The organism is Bacillus sp. YH3-2-B2, assembly GCF_053663335.1.
The window spans coordinates 212,611-227,869 of record NZ_JBSJQE010000005.1; the positions used below are offsets into that span (position 1 = coordinate 212,611).

Below are 15,259 nucleotides of genomic sequence, written 5' to 3' on the forward strand. Positions count from 1 at the left end.
TAACCCGAATGTTGGGAATATTCAATCTAAGGCGGCTGAAGAAGCCGCCTCCGGCTGGCTTCTTCTATAAACCTAAACGCTCAAAGATCAAGTCGACGTTTTTCAGATGATAATTGTAGTCAAAGCAATCGGCAATCTGTTCCGGTGTGAGGCGGGACGTGATTTTTTCCTCCGCTTCGACAAGCTGGCGGAACGGCACTTGTTTTTCCCACGCTTCCATCGCTTTCGGCTGAACCGTGTCATATGCTTCTTCACGAGGCAGACCCGTGTCGATTAAAGCGAGCAGCACGCGCTGAGAATAGATTAAACCGAGTGTGCGGTCCATGTTGCGTTTCATATTTTCCGGGAATACCGTTAAGTTTTTGACGATATTGCTGAATCGGTTCAGCATGTAATTCAGCGCGATTGTCGCGTCAGGAAGAATGATGCGTTCAGCTGATGAATGAGAAATATCACGCTCATGCCATAACGGTACATTTTCGAATGCCGTCAGCATGTACCCGCGGATCACGCGCGCCATGCCCGTCATATTTTCCGACCCGATCGGATTCCGTTTATGAGGCATAGCCGATGAGCCTTTTTGTCCTTTTGCAAAAAACTCTTCCACTTCACGTGTTTCACTCTTTTGCAGACCGCGGATTTCCACTGCGAATTTTTCAATGCTCGTCGCGATCAAAGCCAGTGCCGCCATGTAATCCGCATGACGGTCGCGCTGTAATGTCTGAGTGGAAATCGGCGCCGCTTTCAGGCCGAGTTTTTCGCAGACATACTGCTCTACGAACGGATCAATATTTGCATATGTGCCGACCGCGCCGGAAAGCTTCCCGACTTCGATCCCTTCTTTTGCCTGCTTGAAACGTTCAAGGTTGCGTTTCATTTCTTCGTGCCAAAGCGCGAGCTTCAGGCCGAAAGTCGTCGGTTCCGCGTGTACGCCGTGCGTGCGGCCCATCATGACCGTATATTTATGTTCTTTCGCTTTTTCTTTTATAATGTCAACAAATCTCTCAATGTCCTTGAGCAAGATCTCATTCGCCTGTTTTAATAGATAGGAAAGAGCGGTATCCACGACATCTGTTGACGTCAGGCCGTAGTGGACCCATTTTCTTTCTTCGCCTAATGATTCTGAAACCGCGCGGGTAAATGCAACGACGTCATGGCGCGTATCCTGCTCGATTTCCAAAATGCGGTTGATGTCAAAAGACGCGTTTTCGCGCATGACCTTGACGTCTTCTTTCGGAATGACGCCAAGCTCAGCCCAGGCTTCACAGGCTAAAATCTCGACTTCCAGCCATGCCTGGTATCTGTTTTCGTCCGTCCAGATCGCGGACATTTCAGGTCTTGAATAACGTTCGATCATTATGCTCGTCCTCCGTCTCTTTTCATCCATATGTTCGTGATGTCCTGAATCCATGTTTCATCAGGCTTCCGCAAAAATGTCATATGCCCCATTTTGCGGCCTTTTTTAATCTCATGTTTTCCGTACAGGTACAGTTTGGCTTCTTTTAAAAGCTCCGTATGCTCCTCCGCAAGCTTCACTTCATCACCGAGCAGATTCACCATCATCCCCGGTTTGAGAAGATCGGTTCTGCCGAGAGGAAGTCCGCAGACTGCTCTGATGTGCTGTTCGAACTGGCTCGTTTCACAAAGGTCGAGCGTATAATGCCCGGAGTTGTGAGGACGCGGCGCCAGTTCATTGATCAAAAGGTTTCCGTCTTCTGTGACGAACATTTCCACCGCAAGCGGCCCGACAAGCTCCAATTTCTCCGCGAGCTGAACGGCAAGCGCCTCTGCCCGCTTTTGAACCGTTTCCTCCGCTCTCGCGGGCACGATGCTTTGGAACAGAATATTATTTTTATGGATATTTTCAGCAGCCGGAAAGGTTGAAATCTCACCGTGAGCCGATCTCGTCACGATAACGGAAAGCTCCATCCGGAATGATACCCAGCTTTCCAGTATGCACGTGCCGTTTTCTAGCAGCGCGGCCGCTTCATCTGTCTGTCCTTCTTCCTTAATGACAAATTGGCCTTTGCCGTCATATCCGCCGCGGCATGTTTTCAGCACCGCCGGGAGCCCCAGTGCCTGAACAGCTTCCTCAAGCTCCCGTCCGCTGTTTACGATCCGATAAGGAGCGACTTGACAGCCTGCTGACTGGATCGCCTTTTTTTCCGTTTCCCTGTTTTGGGTGATAAGCAGCAGCTCGCTTCCCTGGGGAAGATATGCATGTTCTTTGAGCCAGTTGAGCGCCTCGTAATCGATATTTTCAAATTCGTACGTAATGATGTCACTGACTCCGGCCAATTTTTGAATCGCTTCACGGTCATTATACTGGGCGGTAATCTCAATATCGGCGATCTGTCCGCATGGCGAGTCTTTCACGGGATCGACGACTGCGACTTTATAGCCCATCTGTTTTGCGGCGACAGCCATCATTTTTCCGAGCTGTCCGCCTCCGATAATGCCGATGACGGCGCCGGGATAAATCGTTTTTTTATCAGACAAGCTGATCACTGCTTTCCAGCACCGTTTGTTTTGTCGCATTTCTTCTCGCCTCTAGTTTATCCGCAATGTCACCGTCAAATGCCGACAAAATCTGCGCGGCTAACAGACCCGCGTTCACTGCGCCCGCTTTTCCGATCGCCGTCGTCGCGACCGGCACGCCGCCGGGCATCTGTACGATAGACAGAAGAGAATCAAGCCCGTTAAGCGATTTTGTCTGAACCGGTACGCCGATCACCGGCAGCGTCGTTTTGGCCGCCGTCATCCCCGGCAAATGCGCCGCTCCACCAGCTCCGGCAATAATGACTTTTAAGCCTCTGTCTCTGGCGCTTTCTGCATATTCAAACATCAAATCAGGCGTCCGGTGCGCGGATACTACCTGTTTTTCATAAGGAATGTGAAGTTCGTCAAGTATGTCGCATGCATGTTTCATTGTCTCCCAATCGGAGGTGCTTCCCATGATGATTCCTGCTAGCGGCTGCATTCTGTTCCCACCTTCTCATGCTTTGTTTTTCAGAAAAAAAAGCCCGGCTTATATTGCAACTATGAGGAAGCAATACAAACCGGGCATGGCGCGCGTATCGTCAGTCGTTCGCTTCTGCGATATCCATGTCAGCTGTTTATCACTTTCCTGCATAGTCCGGCCGTTTACGGCAGCCGGGTAGAAACTTATGGGCCATATTCCCAAGATTATATGAGGTCGTGTTTTGATTTCATGTTTATCTTAACAACGGACTTGGATAATGTCAACGACATTATCGAACGATATAAAAATTCTTTCTTTTAATGTTCGTGTTTAGATCAATTTCCCTTCAAATACGATTTTTTTCCCGCAAGGAACGACTTGAATTGATCCATTTTCTTTCTTTTCTGTAAAGATCGGCTCTTCCATCCGCCGGACGGGCATATAACCCTCTTCCTTCATTAAAGTGAGAATGGTGTCAATCGTTTCATCTTCTGTTACTTCAAACCGTTTCTTTTTTGGCTTTGTCATTCCTTAATTCTCCTCTTCTTCACTGCTTTCACCCAGAATCCGCCGTGGATCGTTTTCGGCTCAAAGGCGATGATAAACGCTTTTTCATCAAGCGTTTTAATCGTATCATAAAGCTGAAGCTCATATTTGCGCGGCGTCAGAATCTGCATGGCGGTCCGGTCTCCTTCAAGTCCGCCCGCAACCCAGCTTGTAACACCGTATCCTTTTTCCCGGAGCTGTTTCGGCAGGTCCAGATCAAGCTCTTTCGTAATGACGTTGACTGTTATGTAGCCGAGCGCCAGTTTTTCTTCAATTTTCATTCCCACTATGACGCCGAGGCCGTAGCCGAGCGCATAGGCAATGACGTTTTGAATTTGATTCAGATTGCCGAGAACGAGACTCAGGCCGGTCACATATACAAGGATTTCAATCGTACTGATGCCTGCGGCGAAATAGCGCTGTCCCTTTAATGTCAGAATCATCCTGATCGTAAAGAAAGAGACATATATAATGTTAATGATGAGAATAATGAGAACCATACCTATACTGTTGGATAAAATTGTCTGCATCACTGATTCCCCTCCTCTGACTTTGAAAAGCCAATCTTTCAATTAAGGATAGTTTACCCTCTTTTCATCATTTTCAAAAGAAAAAAAAGCCCGCCCCGCAAGGCAGACTTTCAAGCTCTTATCAGTGAAGCTCGGCTTTTTTCAATCGTTTGACGGCTTCATATTCCTTCTCAAGTTCACTCAGCGTGTATCCGGACAGTTCCTGAACATGGTCTTGATAAAACCCAGAGCGGATCAGTTTTGTCCTCAGGTGCTGTTTTTTCCGATTAATGGCTTCTCGCAACAACGGGGCCATCTTCATCATCCCTTTCCGAATCATAAAGAGTAGTGCCGCTTTCGAATTGCTGTTGCTCTCATCATATCTCGGCCGGGTCCTCAAAACAACACGCTTTATTAGAAAAATTTGTAAACATTGTGAAAGACAAATTTCGACTTATAAAGGAATCAGCGAAGCAGTAAAGTACTCGGAAATGAGCGGCCATGTCACAGCCGTAAAAACGAGCATGATGATGACCGCCGCGGAAATACAGTACATCACGTCAGCCGCAGGCTTTTCAGCCGATTTGTATAGAATCTGCACAAACTGCACCATCGCCGAGGCGGCCAGAAACAAGGTCAGCGCTGTAAACACCACGGTGATGACCGGCAGATTCAATATCGCGAAAATCATCCACACGATAGAGCAGGCGACAGCCGGAACCAATAGCGATCCGACTCCCGCGGCCGCATCCCGCATCGTAATTTTCTGCTTCATCATATAACGTGATACAAGCCAGACCGCTCCCGCCGCAGCGGCAAAAAAGACGAGCGTATACACGAGAACGACGGTAAAGCCGTCAAAAAACGTATGATGCCGCTCCCCGTATCCGAGAGGCCTTTGCTGGCTTGCCCTCAGCTGAAACCAATTTCCGATTGAGAAAAAGATACTGAATACAAGCATTGAAATAAGAGCATATTTAAAGCGGGAAAAGCCGTCTTCCCCAACGACCTTCACCGGTGATGTCAAAATGCGCAGCGCGAAACGGCAATAACGTTTGACAGCGGCCCATGCAGAAGCGAGTTTTTCTGTAAAAGCCGGAGCCGGGCGCCGTTCCTTTTCTTTTTTCTTTTGCTTTTGATAACGTCCCGCATTTCTGGACATTCTCGACAGCGGTTCTTCATCAGTTCCCTGATGCTGTTTTTCTTCTTCCAACGTTTCTTTTCTTTCTTCCGTCATGTCAGCAACTCCTATCAAAAAAATACGGCGGAATTTGTTAAGCAAGAAAATAAAACACTTATATAAGGTACCGAAGCGGCCTTAAACAGTCAAGCGGTTTTCTTCACCCGGACACCCACATGACGTTTTATAGTATGTATTGGTTTTACGGAATAGGACAAAAACAAAAAACCGGCTGTCCTCAGCCGGTTTTTCCGTTATTTCAAGAAGATGAAATACAGGATAAAGATGACGAACAGCCCGTACATAATCGGGTGAACGCTTTTTCCTTTTCCTTTGCAGATCATTGTAATCGGGTAGAAAATAAAACCGATCGCAATCCCCGTCGCAATACTGTACGTCAGCGGCATCATAATCATCGTTAAAAATGCCGGAACAGCCACCTCGAATTTATCCCAGGCGATCTTACCGAGCGGCGCCACCATCAGCGCGCCGACGATAATTAAAGCCGGAGCCGTCACATTCGTGGTGACAACTGACAGAAGCGGCGAGAAAAACATCGCCAGCAAAAAGAGAATGCCCGTCACAATAGCCGCGAACCCGGAGCGCGCCCCCGCCGCAACGCCTGAACTGGATTCAACATAAGAAGTCGTTGTAGACGTACCGAGCACGGCTCCGATAACGATTGATGTTGAATCTGCCAAAAGCGCTCTTCCCGCACGCGGAAGTTTGTTTTCCTTCATCAATCCGGCCTGTGTCGCTACAGCTACCAGCGTACCGGCCGTATCGAAAAATCCGACGAACAGGAACGTTAAAATGACAATCAGCATTTGTACGGAGAAGATATCCGGAAGGTGCATCCACGCCTGTCCGAAAGTCGGCGCAAGACTCGGCACGCTGCCGACAATGTGTGTCGGAACCGGAATCAGCCCGCAGATCATACCGGCAACCGCCGTCAGAAGCATTCCGATAAACACGCCGCCGTTTACGCGAAGCACCATCAGAATGACCGTCACAATAACACCGAAAACCGTCAGCAGCACAGGGCCGCTGTGAATATTGCCGATAGACACCAAAGTCGATGAGTTCGCTTCAATAATGCCCGAACCCTGCAAACCGACAAATGTGATAAACAAACCGATACCCGCGCCGACCGCCAATTTCAGCTCAGGCGGAATCGCATTAATGATTTTTTCCCGCAATCCCGTCAGCGAAAGCGCCACGAAGATAATTCCGGAAATCAAGACGCCGGAAAGCGCAGCCTGCCATGAAATCCCCATGCCGAGTACGACAGAGAAGGCAAAAAACGCATTTAATCCCATACCCGGCGCAATCGCGATCGGATACTTTGCAATGAGCCCCATTAAAATACAGCCGGCCGCAGATGCCAAGGCTGTAGCGGTGAACACCGCGCCCTGATCAATTTTTAATGCTTCTGGAAATCCTTTCACACCGTTTAAAGACAATGTCAGCGGATTGACGAACAGAATGTACGCCATTGACAAAAAGGTCGTTAAACCGCCGATGATTTCATTACGATAGCTTGTCCCCAGCTCATCAAACTGAAAAAATTGCTTCAAGCCAATTGCCTCCTTCATTCTCTCCCATTTATTCTGCCCGTTATCCGCCAAATAAAAAACGCCCCAAATAACATTTTGGGACGCTTGACTACATACGTTCAGTCTGAATAAATAAGAATGGATTATTTATATCAAACGATTGAGATTGATCCGTAGTCAAGCCATTTACGGTAGCTTGGTAGAAACTTGCGGGCCATATCCCCGCCATTATACGATATCTGCATATTTGATTTCTGAGTCTATTGTATCAATTCAATTTTGAAAACTCAATAAAAAAAAACGAACAATCCCGTTAAAAAAATTTGGTTTATTCGTTAATTGACCAAAAATGGAAGACGGCAAAAGCCGCCTTCCCGACATTATTTTCCGTCCGCAGGCCGAACCGGCACCGCGAATGTAATCCCCTTGTCATCCGCCAGCAAGTTCATAACCGTTTGATTGACGTACAAAGCATATGAATCGAATGAGAAATCGCGCAATGAATAGTCTTTATCGGATGAATCATCCAATTCAAAAACGGATTCCATTTCACCCGTTTTAAGATTCGTGACTTTCGCCTTATTCCCTTTCAGATAATAGCCTTTTTCATACTCATTAAGCGATGGCCAAGTTTTCATTTTTTTCGTATTGCCGAGACCGATTGATTCACCGACATTCATCAGCTGATCTTCATCCGCCTTGCTTACATCAATTCCGCTGAATTGATAATCGACAATTACCCGTCTGTCTTGCTGTTTGATCTTTTTGATGGTAATGCCGACATGATGATGTTTCGTTTTATAACTGACGGGCAGTTTTGTTTTCAGAGGCACGATTTCTCCCGGCTCTGATTCTGTTTTTATATCGCCCGTTATGAAAAGTGTTTTCGCTTTCGGGTCTATCGGTTTGCTGAATTGAGTTTGGCCGCGTATTCTTTTCCCGCCGCCAGGAAGATTCTTCCTGCCGCCAAGTTCAATATTCGACATCGTCATTTCATAATGGTTTCCAGCATCATCCGTTGCTTCGTCAATCGAGATGGCATCATTTTTGGCTGCATCATAGAAGTCGATAGAATACAGGAGGGCCGATCCCATCGTTCCGTTTTCCGCCCGGATATCGAAAAAGCGGTATAATCCGTGATTTACATTCACAGCTTTCGTTCCTTCAAGAGAAACGGACTTTTGTTTTTTAATAGGGAGTGTAAAGCGCCAGTTTCCGGGGATATCCTTGATTTGTGTAATGACAAGCGGAAGCTTATCACCGTCTTTCAGCTTTGAGCCGTCCATGAACAGGCGAAGCTGCCCCGCGTACCGCCCGTCTTTCATTTTTTTCATATCACTGCTGTCATAATCCTCTGCTAACATATTCCGTGGATCTTTATAATCGACTTGAAAAGAGATGCTCTCCTCATCTGATTTCAAATTATCAACGATAAAGTTATAAACGAGCTGTCCGCTGTCGTAATACACACTTTTCACTGTCACCGTGATTCCGCGTGATTCCGCTTTTTCGTTCAGTTTTGTCACCAAATTGCTTTTAAACAGCGCAGAACCTGCCTTATCCTGAAACAGACTGTAAATTTGTCCGGCAACAGGAATGTTTCCCATAGCCGTATTAACGGAGGGCATGAACAAGCCTGAGGACAGATACAGAATAAACAAAGCAGCAGCAACCGCAAGGCCGTTTATCACTTTTCGTCCCCATCTCCGTCTGACGGCGCCTTCTTTTCCGGCACGGACAGCGGCGCTATGTATCACGTTTTTCAATTCAGCTTTCGGCACTCCAATGTTCTGATACAATTGCTTCATTTGATGCTTTTCCATATGTGTTTATCCTCCTTTTCCAGTTCCTGCTTCAATGCTTTTCTCGCCCTGTGCAGATGCGTTTTTACAGTGCCTTCCGCCATTCCGGTCTGTTCAGCGATCATAGCAATCGAGAAATCTTGAAAATAATAAAGCTGAATGGTCAGCTGTATATGTTCGTCAAGCGTTTCCAGGGCATTCCGAAGATCTATGTATTCTTCAATGTTCTTATTCTCCGCGCGTGTATCATGTTGCGGCTCAAACGGGATAACGTCTCCGTTCTTTTTCCTCATTGCAAAAATCGTATGAAGCAAAATCCGGATCAGCCACGTTTTAAAATATTTCGGCTCCTTCAGCTGCGCGATATGAAGAAAAGCCTTGTAAGCCGTTTCCTGCACTGCGTCCAGCGTATCTTCTTTGTGATGCAAATAGAGATAAGCTGTTTTATATAAAGTATCCTGGTGTGCTGTGATCAGTTTTTCAAAGGCTGCGGCATCGCCTTTTTTCGCCTTTTTGATCAATCGTTCTTCCTTCACCTTATCCACCTCCTATGCTGTTAGATATGAATCGGAGCAAAACGGTTTCAAAAAGATGAAAAAAAAACGCCTCTTTTTTAAAAAGAGACGTTTTTTATCTTCATTTATTCCCACTCAATCGTTGCAGGCGGCTTGCTCGTAATGTCATACACGACGCGGTTGATGTGTTTCACTTCGTTGACGATCCGTGTAGAAATCACTTCAAGCACATCCCAAGGGATACGCGCCCAGTCAGATGTCATGCCGTCAATTGATGTTACGGCACGGATACCGATTGTGTAATCATACGTTCTCGCATCTCCCATGACGCCGACGCTGCGGATGTCAGGAAGAACCGTGAAGTACTGCCAGATGTCGCGCTCAAGGCCGTGATTCGCCACTTCTTCACGCAGAATCGCGTCTGATTCACGAACGATTTCAAGTTTTTCTTCCGTTACTTCGCCGAGTACGCGGATGCCAAGTCCAGGGCCCGGGAACGGCTGACGCCATACGATATCATCCGGAAGGCCGAGCTCTGTGCCAAGCGCGCGCACTTCGTCTTTGAAAAGGGTGTTCAGCGGCTCGATCAGTTCAAACTGCATATCTTCAGGAAGTCCGCCGACATTGTGATGCGACTTGATCGTTTGCGCCGTTGCAGTACCGCTCTCGATAATATCCGTATAAAGCGTTCCTTGCGCAAGATAATCGATGCCTTTCAGCTTGTCCGCTTCATCATCAAATACGTAAATGAATTCGTTGCCGATGATTTTGCGTTTTTGCTCTGGATCAGAAACACCTTTCAGCTTGTTTAAGAATCTGTCTTTCGCATCAACTTTAATGACATTCATATTAAAGCCTTCGCTGAACGTTTTCATGACGCCTTCCGCTTCGCCTTTACGAAGCAGGCCGTGATCGACGAAAATACAAGTCAGCTGGTCGCCGATCGCTTTATGAATTAAAGCAGCCACAACAGAGGAATCAACACCGCCGCTTAGCGCGCAAAGAACCTGCTTGTCTCCGACTGTTTCACGGATTTTTTGCATTTCGATTTCGATAAAGTTTTCCATTGACCATTTGCCTTCACAATCGCAAACGCCGAATACAAAGTTTTTCAGAAGATCATTGCCGTATTCAGAGTGGCGCACTTCCGGGTGGAACTGAACGCCGTACCAATTCTTGTCCGCTTTGCTCATCGCTGAATTCGGGCAGTGATGGCTTGTTGCGTCAACAGTGAAGCCCTCTGGAACTTCTACAACCAAATCGCCGTGGCTCATCCAGACAACTTGTTCTTCCGGAAGATCTTTAAACAAGTCAGGAGTTCCTTGAATCTGAATGTTGGCTTTTCCGTATTCGCGCTGGCTTGCCGCCTCGACTTTTCCTCCGAGATAATGAGTCATCAGCTGCATGCCGTAGCAGATGCCTAATACAGGAATATCGAGTTCAAAGATTTTTTCGTCACAGCGGAAAGATCCTTCATCATATACACTGTTCGGTCCGCCTGAAAGGATAATTCCTTTTGGATTCATTTCTTTGATTTCCTCAGCTGTCAACGTATGGGGGTGCAGCTCGCTATATACGCCAAATTCACGGATCCGGCGGGTAATCAGCTGGTTATACTGACTGCCGAAATCAAGAACAAGAATCATTTCATTCACTAACTTCGTCATGGTTGTCACCTAATCTCCTCTAAGTTTTTGACACAGAAAAAACGGAGGACAAACGTTCAGCCCTCTGTCGCGCAAGACTTGTCCGGAAGCCCGGCTTTTTAACGCTCCCGGGCTCCCATTTAACATTCATTTATTCTAACAACAGGACGATATGCGGTCAAGACTATCTTGTTTTAATTATATTTTCCCACAACTGTCCCGATTCATTCCAAAGCTTTGCGGCATTATCCCTGCGGTATAAGGCCCGCTCATAGCGCAGCGTCAGCTCGGACATGTCGTTTGTATGGTACGCCTCGTCAATCCTCGCGGCAAAATCGCGGAGTGTTTCTCCGTCTCCCCTGCTGAAACCTTTTCGTTTCAGCTGACGGAGCAGCGCGGCATATGCGTCGAAAAAGACGTCTTCATCCGTTCGCCGCTTCAATCTGGCTGCTGTAACGTGCGGAATCCAGCGCGCCCGGAACAGCCAGGCGAGTGCCGCCGCGGCTGAAATTACGATGACGATGGCTGCATACGGCCACAGGTGTGCCGCGGTTTTGTTGCGGATTACAGGCTGCGGTGCCGCGCTGTGATCCCGCTTTTTCGGTGTTTCTTCTTTTTCCGGCTTTGTTTCCTGACGCTGCTTGTCAGACGGTGAATCCGAATTCCCCGCTGAGCCTCCGCTGTCTTTTGCCGCGGTATGATTTTGCTCTGACGTAAACTCCGTCGGATTGGTGAAGCCTTTTGTCGGCTCAAACGTCACCCAGCCCTGATCGGGAAAATACACTTCTACCCACGAATGGGCGTTGTTGTTTGTGACTTCATAAATGTGGCCGTTATGGTCGCCTGCCCCTTTATATTCGCCGGATGTATAGCCCTTCACCCAACGGGCGGGAATTCCCGCAGAGCGGAGCAGCACCGCCATTGCCGATGAAAAGTTATCACAATATCCTCTTTTCGTTTCGAACAGAAATTGATCGACATAATCCTGATTGTGCTCCGGAACCGCGACATCCTGTGTATTATACGAAAATGCGGAAGATCCGAGATAATCCTCGATCGCCTTCGCTTTATCGAACATATTATAATGATCCCGCGTCAGTCTGTCCGCAAGCTGTCTCACTCTTCCCGGAAGGCTGTCGGGGACTTGTAAATACCGGTCATTGAATTGATTCTGCTCACGGTATCGTTTCACTTTCACTTTTCTGAGATCATTCAGCTTAAAGACGGGCGCCTGAAAAGTCACCGTGTACCGTCCCATATTGCGGATGTTGCCCACTTGTTCACTGACCGGCGTAATTTGCTCGGTGTTTCCGTTCATTTCAAGCTGAATCGAGTGCTTCGGTTTAATATTGGAGACGCCGATCGGATACATGACGTGATTATAGAGATAATTCTCATCAATGGACACCTGTGCCGTATACCGTCTCGTCTGCACACTCCGGTCAAACCATACATCTTCCACATTGCCGCCGTTCAGTTTATAGGACATGCCCTGATCGGTCTCCACCCAGCCTTTTCCGGTGTATGTATCTTTCGTTTCCACCCGGAAGTACGCCCGTTCTTTTCCCTTCCATGTAAAAACCGGCGTATCATCCTCCTGAAAAGGGCCGCCCAATGTTTCATCATGATTGCCGTAGCCGATTTTGCTTTCGGCGGCGGGCACTTCTTTGTGGTTTGTTATTTTTTTTAGAAACGGCACGGGATCCGGCCAGTTCGGGTCTGATTTCGGAGCCGCCAGACCGAACACGACGGAAGCGCAGATAAACAGCATCAGCGGCAGAAACCATTTGAGTATCAATCTTTTTTTAAACGCTATGTGTTCCGTAAGCCTGATGCGCTCCATATACAAAAGCCCCATCATCAAAAAGCCGATAAAGACGATCCGGATGACGGCGTACGCGGCATCATAAGGAGTAAACGTATCAAGCACGGTGATATAAGCCACCGTCATGATAAAAAAGAATAATATTTTCCGCTGATAGATCACCCAGTAATGCAGCAAATACACGAGCAGCCATAAAAGCACAAAAAACAGCAACGTGCGGAATGACGGATTCATATCATTCCATCTTCCGGTCCCGATGTGGCGGGCATTTTGCATCACGTCCCGCAAAAAAGAAACGAGCCATTCCGGCTGAAAAATAGAACCTTTATAAAACAGGATGTGAATACTGATCAACGTAAACAGAATGCAGGACGGCACGGTGACGTACCACCTCATCCGGAAGAATGACAGCAGAAATGCCAAACCGATAAAAACGATGAAAAAACCGGTATGTTTTGTATCCGTAAAATTGTGCAGCGGCCTGAGCCATTCCCATAACAATAAAAAAGCGAGAAAATAAAACAGCAGCAGACTCAGCCTGCTTCCCTGGTTCTCGTCATGCGGCATGGCGCGCCACCTCTCTTTCTAAACAACATGGGACACCTGTTTGCCCCTGATCATTTGCACCTTAATATTTTTCTGAGCGAAGATGAGAGCGAGTTTCCGTTCTTTTTCCGAAAGCGCGGCATTCGTTTCTTTCGCCAAAAACACCGTCATGTCAGCACGGCCGGGCTCAGCCTGTTTGAGAAGGTCTTCTGTAAGACTGCCCGTCACGACGGCAATGGAAGCTTTACCTAGTTCTTTTCCTAAACGCCCGCCTGCATCAGCTTCTTCCGATTCTGAAGCTGATGCCAGGTAACGCAGCATCTGTCTGAAATGCCCCTCTCCCTCCCGGACGGGAAATACAGTCCGGTCGCTCCCCAATGAAATAAATCCTGCGGGAGAGCCCTTCACAAGCGCCGTGTAAAGCAGGGATGCCGAAGCTGACACCGCGGCTTCAAACGAAGGGGACGGCCTGCAGTCCAAAAGGAGAATCATATTCATACTCTGCAGCGGGTCAAATTCCTTCGTCATCAGCTCATTTCGCCGAGCCGATGTTTTCCAGTCAAGTGCGGAAAACCGGTCGCCCGGCTGATAATTTCTGACGCTCGCAGCCATTGCTGTGCGGTGTACCTGAAACGGAGCGCCGGCACCCGCACCCTCTTCTCCGGATGCAGCCTGCGGCTTATAGTGAACAGGCCCGTACGCCGGGAAAACCAGAACCGTATCCGTTACGGAAAACGACGCCGTCTTGTCCAAAAGCCCGAGAACATCTCCCGTCCGCACTCTGATCGTATGTAAATGATGCTCTCCGCGCGGCACCTGCGGCAGCTCATATTGTAACATCAGCTTCCTTTGAAACCACGGAAACACAAGCTGTTTCGCACTGCGCCTCTCACCAAGCGTTTCCGGCATCACATCTTCAATGACCATATATGTCAGCGGAAACGGCAGGCGCCTCGTCAGCCTGATGGTGACAGACAGCCTGTCGCCTGAGGTTAACTGGGCGGAGGACACGTCACGCGTCACCTGAAACGCCCGCAGCGGGTACACAGCGACCAGCCCGGCGTAAACGGTAAACGGCAAAAACGCATAAAATAAAAACCAGCTCACAAATCCGCCCTGAAACATGGCATAAGAAAAGACAGCCGCCGTCAGTACGGCCAACATAAGCAGCTTCCAGCCATATAGAAGCCAATGCATCTTCTTTCTCATTAGCGGACCGACATCCTTTGAACGGGAACTTTTTCCGTTTGCACGATGTTCTCTATAACCGCCTCCGCCGTCACATCGTTAAATTTCGCCTCGGCGGTCAAGATCATTCTGTGCGGCAGCGTATACGGAGCTAAATACTGGACGTCATCAGGAATGACGTAATCGCGGTCATGAAGCAGCGCGTACGCCTGCGCGGCTTTCATTAATGAAATTGAACCGCGCGGGCTGACGCCCAGATGTACGGACGGATGCCGGCGGGTATGCTGAGTGATGCCGACGATGTACGCTTTAATTCCATCATCCACCCGCACCTGCTCCAGTTTTTGCTGAAGGCTGATAAACTGTTCTTTAGAAATGACGGGCTCGATTGTTTCAAGCGGATTGCGCCCTTCCTGCAAAGACAGAACCCGAAGCTCCTCCTCGGCAGTCGGGTAGCCCATGCGCAGCTTAAATAAAAACCGGTCAAGCTGGGCTTCGGGAAGCGGATACGTTCCTTCATATTCAACCGGGTTTTGTGTGGCCATGACGAAAAACGGCTCAGCCAGCCGCATTGTCTTTCCGTCAATCGTGACATTCCCTTCCTCCATCGCCTCAAGCAGGGAAGACTGCGTTTTCGGAGAGGTTCTGTTAATTTCATCAGCCAGCACGATATTCCCCATGATCGGTCCCGGGCGGTATTCAAATTCCATTGTTTTCGTATTATAAATAGAGACACCCGTCACATCTGACGGCAGAAGATCCGGCGTGAACTGAATCCTCTTAAAGTCAGCTCCGATCAGCTTGGCCAAAGCCCGGACCATCATCGTTTTTCCGACTCCCGGCACGTCTTCCAGCAGCACATGCCCTTTTGCGAGAATGGCGGCCAGACTGAGTATGGCGATATCCCGTTTTCCTATGATGATGTTTTCAATATGCTCAACGGCTTTCTCCAGCAGCGGATGCAGCTCTTCTTTATAAGCCATT

At 48.2% G+C, this 15,259-nt stretch carries 14 protein-coding genes and 2 riboswitches; all 14 genes read right to left on the bottom strand.

All coding sequences use genetic code 11. From position 1 onward, the window contains the following. Positions 1–64 precede the first annotated feature (64 nt). A complete protein-coding gene (purB, locus tag ACWJJX_RS17735; protein WP_454023164.1) occupies positions 65–1,357 on the bottom strand; it encodes an adenylosuccinate lyase in 1,293 nt (430 codons plus the stop codon). Continuing rightward, entirely contained in the window at positions 1,357–2,538 is a 1,182-nt protein-coding gene (gene purK, locus ACWJJX_RS17740) for a 5-(carboxyamino)imidazole ribonucleotide synthase (RefSeq protein WP_454021865.1), read from the bottom strand. The genes purB and purK overlap by 1 nt, the downstream gene beginning before the upstream one ends. Continuing rightward, positions 2,492–2,980, bottom strand: coding sequence for a 5-(carboxyamino)imidazole ribonucleotide mutase (gene purE, locus ACWJJX_RS17745; protein WP_003155768.1), 489 nt, complete (start codon positions 2,978–2,980; stop codon positions 2,492–2,494). The genes purK and purE overlap by 47 nt, the downstream gene beginning before the upstream one ends. A 132-nt stretch (positions 2,981–3,112) precedes the next feature. Continuing rightward, positions 3,113–3,214: riboswitch (purine riboswitch) on the bottom strand. Positions 3,215–3,292: 78 nt separating this feature from the next. After that, on the bottom strand, positions 3,293–3,490 hold the full coding sequence (locus tag ACWJJX_RS17750; RefSeq protein ID WP_007609843.1) for an NETI motif-containing protein: 198 nt from the start codon (positions 3,488–3,490) through the stop codon (positions 3,293–3,295). Next, a complete protein-coding gene (locus tag ACWJJX_RS17755; protein WP_014469850.1) occupies positions 3,487–4,041 on the bottom strand; it encodes a DUF2179 domain-containing protein in 555 nt (184 codons plus the stop codon). Before ACWJJX_RS17755 ends, ACWJJX_RS17750 begins: the two co-directional genes overlap by 4 nt. A 118-nt stretch (positions 4,042–4,159) precedes the next feature. Further along, a complete protein-coding gene (locus ACWJJX_RS17760; RefSeq protein ID WP_003155777.1) occupies positions 4,160–4,333 on the bottom strand; it encodes a Fur-regulated basic protein FbpA in 174 nt (57 codons plus the stop codon). A gap of 138 nt (positions 4,334–4,471) precedes the next feature. Further along, complete coding sequence (locus ACWJJX_RS17765; RefSeq protein WP_014304542.1) at positions 4,472–5,254, bottom strand: hypothetical protein; 783 nt, start codon at positions 5,252–5,254, stop codon at positions 4,472–4,474. Between the two features lie 197 nt (positions 5,255–5,451). Further along, entirely contained in the window at positions 5,452–6,774 is a 1,323-nt protein-coding gene (locus ACWJJX_RS17770; RefSeq protein WP_088461587.1) for an NCS2 family permease, read from the bottom strand. A 133-nt stretch (positions 6,775–6,907) separates the two neighbouring features. Beyond that, a riboswitch (purine riboswitch) is annotated at positions 6,908–7,009 on the bottom strand. Between the two features lie 124 nt (positions 7,010–7,133). After that, positions 7,134–8,576 (bottom strand): DUF4179 domain-containing protein, encoded by a 1,443-nt coding sequence (locus ACWJJX_RS17775; protein WP_454023165.1) that lies wholly within the window; start codon positions 8,574–8,576, stop codon positions 7,134–7,136. Next, positions 8,558–9,091 carry a sigma-70 family RNA polymerase sigma factor gene (locus ACWJJX_RS17780; RefSeq protein ID WP_038457145.1) on the bottom strand — a complete coding sequence of 178 codons (534 nt, stop codon included), beginning with the start codon at positions 9,089–9,091 and terminating at the stop codon, positions 8,558–8,560. Before ACWJJX_RS17780 ends, ACWJJX_RS17775 begins: the two co-directional genes overlap by 19 nt. A 104-nt stretch (positions 9,092–9,195) precedes the next feature. Continuing rightward, positions 9,196–10,737, bottom strand: coding sequence for a glutamine-hydrolyzing GMP synthase (guaA, locus tag ACWJJX_RS17785; protein ID WP_007408887.1), 1,542 nt, complete (start codon positions 10,735–10,737; stop codon positions 9,196–9,198). A 163-nt stretch (positions 10,738–10,900) separates the two neighbouring features. Next, a complete protein-coding gene (locus ACWJJX_RS17790; RefSeq protein ID WP_146276258.1) occupies positions 10,901–13,108 on the bottom strand; it encodes a DUF4129 domain-containing transglutaminase family protein in 2,208 nt (735 codons plus the stop codon). Between the two features lie 18 nt (positions 13,109–13,126). Next, complete coding sequence (locus ACWJJX_RS17795; RefSeq protein ID WP_454023166.1) at positions 13,127–14,296, bottom strand: DUF58 domain-containing protein; 1,170 nt, start codon at positions 14,294–14,296, stop codon at positions 13,127–13,129. Next, positions 14,296–15,258 carry an AAA family ATPase gene (locus ACWJJX_RS17800; protein ID WP_128575069.1) on the bottom strand — a complete coding sequence of 321 codons (963 nt, stop codon included), beginning with the start codon at positions 15,256–15,258 and terminating at the stop codon, positions 14,296–14,298. The genes ACWJJX_RS17795 and ACWJJX_RS17800 overlap by 1 nt, the downstream gene beginning before the upstream one ends. Position 15,259: the final 1 nt, after the last annotated feature.

Excerpts from the sequence above, each read along its gene's own strand:
- ACWJJX_RS17800 (WP_128575069.1), bottom strand. The coding sequence starts at position 15,258 with ATGGCTTATAAAGAAGAGCTGCATCCGCTGCTGGAGAAAGCCGTTGAG.
- ACWJJX_RS17790 (WP_146276258.1), bottom strand. The coding sequence starts at position 13,108 with ATGCCGCATGACGAGAACCAGGGAAGCAGGCTGAGTCTGCTGCTGTTT.
- purB (WP_454023164.1), bottom strand. The coding sequence starts at position 1,357 with ATGATCGAACGTTATTCAAGACCTGAAATGTCCGCGATCTGGACGGAC.
- ACWJJX_RS17765 (WP_014304542.1), bottom strand. The coding sequence starts at position 5,254 with ATGACGGAAGAAAGAAAAGAAACGTTGGAAGAAGAAAAACAGCATCAG.
- purE (WP_003155768.1), bottom strand. The coding sequence starts at position 2,980 with ATGCAGCCGCTAGCAGGAATCATCATGGGAAGCACCTCCGATTGGGAG.
- guaA (WP_007408887.1), bottom strand. The coding sequence starts at position 10,737 with ATGACGAAGTTAGTGAATGAAATGATTCTTGTTCTTGATTTCGGCAGT.
- ACWJJX_RS17750 (WP_007609843.1), bottom strand. The coding sequence starts at position 3,490 with ATGACAAAGCCAAAAAAGAAACGGTTTGAAGTAACAGAAGATGAAACG.
- ACWJJX_RS17760 (WP_003155777.1), bottom strand. The coding sequence starts at position 4,333 with ATGGCCCCGTTGTTGCGAGAAGCCATTAATCGGAAAAAACAGCACCTG.
- purK (WP_454021865.1), bottom strand. The coding sequence starts at position 2,538 with ATGCGACAAAACAAACGGTGCTGGAAAGCAGTGATCAGCTTGTCTGAT.
- ACWJJX_RS17795 (WP_454023166.1), bottom strand. The coding sequence starts at position 14,296 with ATGAGAAAGAAGATGCATTGGCTTCTATATGGCTGGAAGCTGCTTATG.
- ACWJJX_RS17775 (WP_454023165.1), bottom strand. The coding sequence starts at position 8,576 with ATGGAAAAGCATCAAATGAAGCAATTGTATCAGAACATTGGAGTGCCG.